This window comes from Fulvivirga sp. (assembly GCF_040220315.1).
Taxonomy (GTDB): Bacteria; Bacteroidota; Bacteroidia; order Cytophagales; family Cyclobacteriaceae; genus Fulvivirga.
Window position 1 is genome coordinate 19,554 of record NZ_JAVJUY010000145.1, and the last position, 7,507, is coordinate 27,060.

General features: G+C 35.8%; 9 protein-coding genes. 7 read left to right on the top strand and 2 right to left on the bottom strand.

Annotated features, from left to right (window positions below; genetic code table 11):
• Positions 1 to 135 precede the first annotated feature (135 nt).
• Positions 136 to 2,466 carry a tetratricopeptide repeat-containing sensor histidine kinase gene (locus tag RLO81_RS06735; RefSeq protein WP_350109054.1) on the bottom strand — a complete coding sequence of 777 codons (2,331 nt, stop codon included), beginning with the start codon at positions 2,464 to 2,466 and terminating at the stop codon, positions 136 to 138.
• Positions 2,467 to 2,572: 106 nt separating this feature from the next.
• Complete coding sequence (locus RLO81_RS06740) at positions 2,573 to 3,472, bottom strand: nuclear transport factor 2 family protein (protein ID WP_350109056.1); 900 nt, start codon at positions 3,470 to 3,472, stop codon at positions 2,573 to 2,575.
• Between the two features lie 107 nt (positions 3,473 to 3,579).
• Between RLO81_RS06740 and RLO81_RS06745 the strand changes: the two genes are divergently transcribed.
• The 7 genes from RLO81_RS06745 to RLO81_RS06775 form a co-directional block, all read left to right on the top strand.
• Positions 3,580 to 4,014, top strand: coding sequence for a winged helix-turn-helix transcriptional regulator (locus RLO81_RS06745; RefSeq protein WP_350109059.1), 435 nt, complete (start codon positions 3,580 to 3,582; stop codon positions 4,012 to 4,014).
• Between the two features lie 147 nt (positions 4,015 to 4,161).
• Positions 4,162 to 5,046 (top strand): amidohydrolase family protein, encoded by an 885-nt coding sequence (locus RLO81_RS06750; protein WP_350109062.1) that lies wholly within the window; start codon positions 4,162 to 4,164, stop codon positions 5,044 to 5,046.
• A 187-nt stretch (positions 5,047 to 5,233) separates the two neighbouring features.
• On the top strand, positions 5,234 to 5,953 hold the full coding sequence (locus RLO81_RS06755) for a hypothetical protein (RefSeq protein ID WP_350109064.1): 720 nt from the start codon (positions 5,234 to 5,236) through the stop codon (positions 5,951 to 5,953).
• 63 nt (positions 5,954 to 6,016) lie between these two features.
• Positions 6,017 to 6,469, top strand: a complete 453-nt coding sequence (locus tag RLO81_RS06760) for a pyridoxamine 5'-phosphate oxidase family protein (RefSeq protein WP_350109066.1) — start codon at positions 6,017 to 6,019, stop codon at positions 6,467 to 6,469.
• A gap of 10 nt (positions 6,470 to 6,479) precedes the next feature.
• Positions 6,480 to 6,671, top strand: a complete 192-nt coding sequence (locus RLO81_RS06765; protein WP_350109069.1) for a DUF3185 family protein — start codon at positions 6,480 to 6,482, stop codon at positions 6,669 to 6,671.
• 3 nt (positions 6,672 to 6,674) lie between these two features.
• Positions 6,675 to 7,052 carry a cupin domain-containing protein gene (locus tag RLO81_RS06770; RefSeq protein WP_350109072.1) on the top strand — a complete coding sequence of 126 codons (378 nt, stop codon included), beginning with the start codon at positions 6,675 to 6,677 and terminating at the stop codon, positions 7,050 to 7,052.
• 6 nt (positions 7,053 to 7,058) lie between these two features.
• The coding region (locus tag RLO81_RS06775; RefSeq protein WP_350109074.1) for an enoyl-CoA hydratase-related protein at positions 7,059 to 7,507 on the top strand (449 nt) is incomplete at its 3' end.

Genomic DNA, 7,507 nt, shown 5'->3' on the forward strand with positions numbered 1-7,507 from the left:
TTTTTAGTGTTTATGAAGAAAACAATGGAGGGTAAATGAAAACTTTATTGAGAGCTGGCTTCGTCATTTGTAGAATAAAACGGTTAATAGGCCATAATTCTTCGGAATCTCTTATCAAAAAAAGGTTTCATATTTTTAATAGCTTATCGAAGGTTTAAACTTAAGTGTAAAATGCGCTCCGCTTTCATTTTCTATTTTCAACAAACCATTCAGTTGCTCAGTTAATACATTCACCAAACGCATTCCCATACTTTGGCTCTCAGTGAAATTCAAGGGTAAACCTTTACCAGAATCAGACACTTGAAGTACATATTCCTTATTCTCCATTCGCAAACTAATGTCCAACTCACCATCGCCATTGGCACTAAAGGCATATTTCAGGGCATTGGAAATCAGTTCATTAAGGATTAGCCCAACAGGAATGGCAGTATCAATATCCATGTTAATATCTTCCACATTAATCTTCTGATGTACAACCCCGGCTGGTTTATACGTATTAAAAAGGAAACCGCTTAACTCTTCAATATAGTCCTTCATCTTTACATTGGTTAGCTGATCCGAACTGTACAATTTCTCATGTATCAATGACATTGATTTAATCCTGCTCCTGCCTTCATCCACTGCAGTTTTAGCCAAGGAATCTTCTAACTTTCTCGACTGCATGCTTAGAATACTGCTAATAATCTGCAAGTTATTTTTTACCCTATGATGTATCTCCTTTAATAATGTTTCACGTTCCTTATTCTTTTCTTCAATTTTCACTTTTGCCTTTCTTAAATTAAGATATAGGTACAAGCTAAAAAGCAGAATAGAGGTCAATATTATCCCTGCCACAAGATACAACTGATTAGTCTGTGTCAGCGCCTGAACACTCGCTTCGGCAACAGCTTTTTGAGTTTCTATGCCTAGTACATCTCTACGAACCTGTTCTTCTTTAAGCATAATCTGCGCATCTGCGTTATATACACTATCGTTAAAAGCAGTATAAAACTTATAATTTTTTAACGCCTCATCATATTTACTAGACGCTTCATAAACATCGCTTAAACTGAGATATAATTGACGTATAAAGGCAATGTTACTCTGCTTATATGCGTTCTCTAAGGCGCTAAGTCCGTATATTTCAGCCTTCTTAAAGTCTCTATTGGCCGTATAAGCTTTAACCAGACTGGTTTCTAATTCTAAAACACCCAATAGAATTTTATCTTTTTCATAAATGGATAATGATTTTTCAAAGTGCCCAATAGCCTCTTGAATTTTATTGTCCGCCATGGCTATTTCTCCTAGAGTTTGATGATACAAGCCGTTGACTTCTGTTGTGTTAAGCGAAGGCATTAAACCATCTACCTCATCCATAATTATTCTTGATTTTTCCAAATTTCCAATTCTGGATTCAATACGACTGCTCAGCATAAGTTGTTGAGCCAGAAAAAGGGTGTCACTTGTCTCTCGATAAAATTTGATTGCTGAATTTAAATACTTTTTCGCGCCCTCATAATCTTTCATATGCATCATAACCTTAGCCAACAATGTATTAGAATGCTCAAAATGTAATTTCAAATCAGTGTTTTCTAATAACAACCTACTCTGCTGAAATTTTTCGAGGGCTTTGTCATAGTAACCACGGGCTTCATAATGTATGCCGAAGCGCTCATATTGCCAGGATATAATTCTTGTCCTTTTAGAACCAATGGCCAAATCCAAAGCTTCCTGCATATACCTTCTAGCCTCTTCAGGTTTACCCAGCCTTAATTTTGATTCGCCCATGTTGGACATGGCATATTGAATTAGGTTATTGATGTCAGCATATTGGGAGCTTACTCTGCCTATCCTTGGATCTATGTATGGGTCATGTTTCATTTTCCGCAGTATATCAATGGCCTCCTCCATATATTTAAACCCAAGTTCTTCTTCACCCAGTCTTGTTAAAATATAACCATATGTTTTTTTTGCATTGGCAATGTGTTTGTGATCTACTGTCTCATCCATATAAGGAAGTATTTCTTCCATAATTTCCCGTGATTTTTGAAAGTCCCCTTTACTTACCCTATACCTTTCAGCAAGTTGATATCCGGCAAAAATCAATGCATCATTACAATGGTATTTTCTGGCTATGGCCATGGCTTCCTCACATGCTTTAATACTCTTTTCAGTATCATTTTCAATATTGTAACCAACCAGATTTTCCATGATAAGACCATAAGCTCGGGCTTCAGGAATGTTCTGCTCTTTTGCGTTTTTATAAATTATGGCTATCTGCTTCTCACCATTTAACTTATCCCCAGGCCCACCAATATATAAACGAGCCAAACCCACCGCCATGTCTATCTGATCCCATCCGGGTTTAGCAGTTTTTGCAACTTGCTCCAGACTATCAATAAGTGATTGACAAAAAACAGCAGTATTTATACCAATGAGAACAATTAAAATCGTGAGTACACGAACGGTTTTAAGAAGAAGATACATGGGCAATTGAATTAAGATATAGTCAAAACATCTAAATGTAGCTTTATTTTAATTACAATACCTATGAGAAATACCTAAATGTCTCAATGAGCAACCTCTATAATGATCAAAAGCCAAACATGCCGTTGTTATTAGCCAGTCCTTCTGTCGGTATTGCCTGTATAACATCCCAATGTTCCACTGCTTTGCCATTTTCAAAGCGCAACAAATCATAAAACACTTGCGTTTTACCACTCCATTCTCCCTCACTAATAGTAAGTACAAAGTTTCCTTCACCCAATACTTTGTGGATTTTTGTATACTTAAACATATTGTTTTGAGAAGTCAGATATTCAACTGCTTCTATGATACCAGCCAGTCCATCCTTAATACCTGGGTTGTGTTGATTGTATTGCTGAGAACTGATATAATCAGTGATTTTATTCGGGTTTTTGCCCATCAAAATGTCTTCTACCATGGATTTTGCCAGTACTTTGTTCGCATCTGTTTTATCCAAATCGTCTATAACAACGGTTCCATCAATTTGAGACCTTCCACTGACAGTTTCTTCAACCCAAGGCTGCAAAGCATCCCAATGTTCGGCTATTTTGCCGTCTTTATCGAATCGATAGATATCGAAAGCTACTAAATCATCACCGCCAAATGGACTCGCGTTTGTCCAATGGTTATGCATCACAACAAAGTCTCCATCTTCAATAACACGAATAACTTCTCCGTGTGTTCCTGCGTCTTTCAATAGTGGAAATACTACGTTAATTATTACATCCCTACCATTAGGAACTGAAGGATTATGTTGAATTAAGTCTTCACTTGTCAGTTGTTTAATAGCCGCTTCATCTTGATTTGATAAGGCATTGATAAATGCAATGGCTTTTTCTTTCTTACTCATAGTGTTAATAGTTGATTGTAAATTTTTAGATACTTTTTCTCTGGCTGAACTTGTCTGTGCAGTGCTACAGAAAGAGATAAAAGCCAAAATGATAGTGATTGTTAACAGTTTTTTCATGATTTCTAATTTTTTACTTGTAAATTACAAGCAATAATAACATATTACTTTCAAATAGCAAGTAATTATTAATTGTTTTTTGCAAGTAATAATAGATTCGTTCAAACATGGACTATAAATTTCGATGTGATTGCCCGTTTACTTCGGCTATAGATATTCTCGGTGACAAGTGGATGCTTGTTATTGTGAAGCAAATGCTCGTTGACGGAAAGGAAACCTTTAAAGATTTTATTGAGAGTGATGAAGCGATTGCAACTAACATACTTTCAATAAAACTCAAGCTACTTGAAGAATTAGAAATCGTTACTAAATCAAAACTTCCTAATAACAAAAAGACCAACATATATCGACTTACACCAAAGGGATTGGAACTGACACCTATTCTGGTAGAGTTGGCATTTTGGAGTGACAATAACCTGCGAGAAGTTCACCCTGATCTGGCAAAAGGAGATGGAATAGATCTATTGCGACAAGATAAAAAGGCTTTTGCAAGTGCCTTAATCAGTTCATATCAGGAAAAAATGGATATAACAAAGGATTAGCTTAATGAGTAAACTCGGCTATGGCAAACTTCTGAAACAGTAATTTTAAATCAATGATAAACGATAGGCTTTCAAAGCCTATCTACAGGTTAACCATCATACGAATTAATTTGCATCAGCAATGATAAAGAGGCAAGAGCTGAAGCATTGAAGCAGATTGAACAGGGCGTTGATTTTTTTAAGATCTATGGAAATCTAACGAAGGAGAGCCACTACAGCATCGCTGAAATCAGTAGAGCGCATGGTATTACTTTCGCAGGGCATATTCCTATTCGTTTAGATATTTGGGAGGTAATAGCTGCAGGTCAGGCAAGCATAGAACATTCAGAAGGGATTCTTGATGCCTCCACATCAAAACCAGAGGAATTTGCGTCAAGGTTCCCCAAGTTTCAGATATTTTCTGAGGAAGCACAGGAATTTCTTATAGAGACATTTGACTCTGCAAAATTCAATGCACTTATCGATACGCTAGCAATAAGTGAAACCTGGTGGACGCCAACTTTGACCAATATGTATATGTCATCTTCCCACGATCGACTACACGATGAAGATTCCTTATTTCAATACTTGCCAGAACATATAATGGAATGGTGGAAGAGCAGTATAGGTGAGCCTAGTGAAATTCGTAAAAAGAGGTTTAAATTTCTTTCAACTCTAATTGGTATACTGGAGAAACGAGGAGTGAAAATTCTGGCCGGCACAGACTACCCGAGTCCCTTTTGTTATCCTGGCTTTAGTCTACATGATGAACTGAATCTGCTGGTTCAAGGTGGACTATCAACTTCAGCAGCTTTGAGAACCGCTACCATCAATCCTACTATATTCATGAAGAAAGAAAATGAGTTCGGTTTACTTAAACAAAACCACTTAGCAAGTATGGTTCTTCTAAACTCTAATCCTCTAAAGGATATAAACAATGTTCGAGATATTGAAGGCGTATTTCTAAGAGGCCAATATCTGAACAGACCTGCACTGGATAGTTTGTTACGTTCTGCAAAATCCATTGCTGCTAATATGCAGTCACCATTTTAGAGGTATTACTGCACCTAACATCGGATTAAGAAAATACAGTCTAAGTCCCATTTAGGTATAAATTATAACTAATTAAATTGTTAAATTGTCGTTAAGCAGCCAAGAAAATAGTTTGTAATCCCGAATTTGCTATCACAATTGGTGTTGATAGTAAAAATCGGTAATAAATAACTGAATGTAATAGATCATGATTCAAAATACTTCATACCAAAGATTTATATTGATTGCGGCTATTTCTTGTTTTTTGTCCGTAATTACTACGCTGGGAATTCACTCCAGTTTATTTGACTTAGGTGAGCTAAGTTTAGAAGATCGGTATAAATTATTCGAGAATTCAAAATACATTGTAAATAGATACTGGGTGATTATTCATTGCTTATTTGTACTGATTTCAATGTTGGGATTTCTATTAATTCAATTTAAGAAAAGTCCTGGATTTACAATTTTGGGATTTACATTCTTTGCCGTGTTTTCTTTTACTGAGATTTTTCGCCAAATGTTTGTTCTATTTTACTTAAACAATTTGCGTAGATCGTATTTCGAAACAAATGATGTTGCAATCCAAGAAATAATACGAATTAATATTGATCATGCCGGATTAATTAGCTACGCGCTTTTTGGACTATTTATTGTGGCTTTTGCACTTGGCAATATCTGTTATGGAATAAGTCTCATTACTACTTCTAAACTAAATAATATTCTTGCGTATCTCTTGATATTTTGGGGCTTAGGAAATTTGACTGCCTTCGGAAATGAATTCTTAAAGTCGGAAAATCTAAATGTATTTATTGAGTATTTTAGTATTATTTACCAACCTATAATGCGAATTTTAGTAGCATTTTGGATACTAAGTAAGTTCAAAGAAATTCGAATTGAAATAGCGACAGCAAACAAAATATCAAATTAATTACTGCGGAATTTCCACACAGGATTACCTACGCAATCCTCTATTTTAGGTAAATAAATAACAATGGAACTAACCCCTGAAATTAAAGAATATGTAAATAGAAGTGTTCTTTGTTGGCTAGCTACAGCATCGATAGAAAATATACCAAATGTTTCGCCCAAAGAGGTTTTTAGTTTTTTTGGTGAGGACAAAATAATTATTGCCAATATTGCCTCACCTCAAACCGTAAGAAACATCAAGCAGAACCAAAATGTCTGTGTGAGTTTTATCGACATTTTAGTCCAAAAAGGATTTCAAGTAAAAGGCAAAGCAAAAATCATTGATAAAACTAATTCTGAGTTTAAGAAAATGGAAAAAAAATTGATTAAAATAACTGGAGGAGATTTTCCATTTACAACTATTACTTCAATTACGATGGAACAAGTTAAGCCCATAATTGCACCAAAATACATTCTCTACCCTGATACAACTGAAAAGGAACAGATAGTGAGTGCTAAAAAAACGTATGGATTTTAATAACAGAACTATGAAAAACAAAATCATTGGAATTGTATTAATTGTAGCTGGTATCGCACTTTTTGTTTGGGGGTATGACATCTATGATTCAGTAGGTACTCAAATTACACGGGCAGTGAGTGGAGATTCTCCTATAGAAGCATGGGCAGGCATGATTGGTGGTGGAATTTGCGTGCTACTAGGAATTAAGCAATTAACGTAGTTTATGGGTTTTTCAAATCTTACAATCCGTTTACTAATTTTCATTTTACTATCAATTAGTTGTACACCTAAAAACAATCTACCTGATCCTTTAGAAGCTGGTTGGAAGAATCAAGCTGTGTGTGAGGTGCTAGAGGAAAACTCTAAATTAAGAGTATTAAAATGTATCTTCCCTCCGGGTGTTGGTCATGAAAAGCATTATCATGCGGCACACTTTGGTTATACTATTGCTGGCAGCACATTTAGAATTACTGATGCCGCAGGTACTAGAGAACTAACGGTACCAACAGGTGCAAATTTTAGCAATGAAGGTATTGAATGGCACGAAGTATTGAATATTGGTGACAGCACAGGCATCTTCCTAATAATCGAACCAAAATAACAGATCATGAAATACGAACATTTTAAGGTAGAAATGAAATATAAAATCGCTCATGTAGCATTTAACAGGCCCGAAAAATCAAACGCCTTGCATATGGAAGCATGGCTTGAAATGAAATCTATTTTTGAAACGCTATCCACAACAGATGAAGCCAGAGTTATCGTACTCTCGGGTGAAGGTAAGCACTTTTGCGCAGGTATCGATTTAGAGTTGCTCATGTCTGTTGGCGAATACCAGAAAGTTTCCTGCTCAGCCAGAAGAAGTGAGAAGATTAGAAAGTTGGTTCAAACACTTCAGAATGCAATTACGTATATAGAAAAATGTTCTAAGCCAGTGCTTGCTGCCGTTCATAACGGCTGTATTGGAGGTGGTGTAGATATTGTTACAGCTTGCGATATGCGTTATTGCAGTGAGGATGCCTATTTTACAATTAAAGAAATTGATTTAGGCATGGT

Coding starts and splice junctions, on each gene's coding strand:
- RLO81_RS06770 (WP_350109072.1), top strand. CDS start 6,675: ATGGGTTTTTCAAATCTTACAATCCGTTTACTAATTTTCATTTTACTA.
- RLO81_RS06745 (WP_350109059.1), top strand. CDS start 3,580: ATGGACTATAAATTTCGATGTGATTGCCCGTTTACTTCGGCTATAGAT.
- RLO81_RS06760 (WP_350109066.1), top strand. CDS start 6,017: ATGGAACTAACCCCTGAAATTAAAGAATATGTAAATAGAAGTGTTCTT.
- RLO81_RS06755 (WP_350109064.1), top strand. CDS start 5,234: ATGATTCAAAATACTTCATACCAAAGATTTATATTGATTGCGGCTATT.
- RLO81_RS06740 (WP_350109056.1), bottom strand. CDS start 3,472: ATGAAAAAACTGTTAACAATCACTATCATTTTGGCTTTTATCTCTTTC.
- RLO81_RS06735 (WP_350109054.1), bottom strand. CDS start 2,466: ATGTATCTTCTTCTTAAAACCGTTCGTGTACTCACGATTTTAATTGTT.
- RLO81_RS06765 (WP_350109069.1), top strand. CDS start 6,480: ATGAAAAACAAAATCATTGGAATTGTATTAATTGTAGCTGGTATCGCA.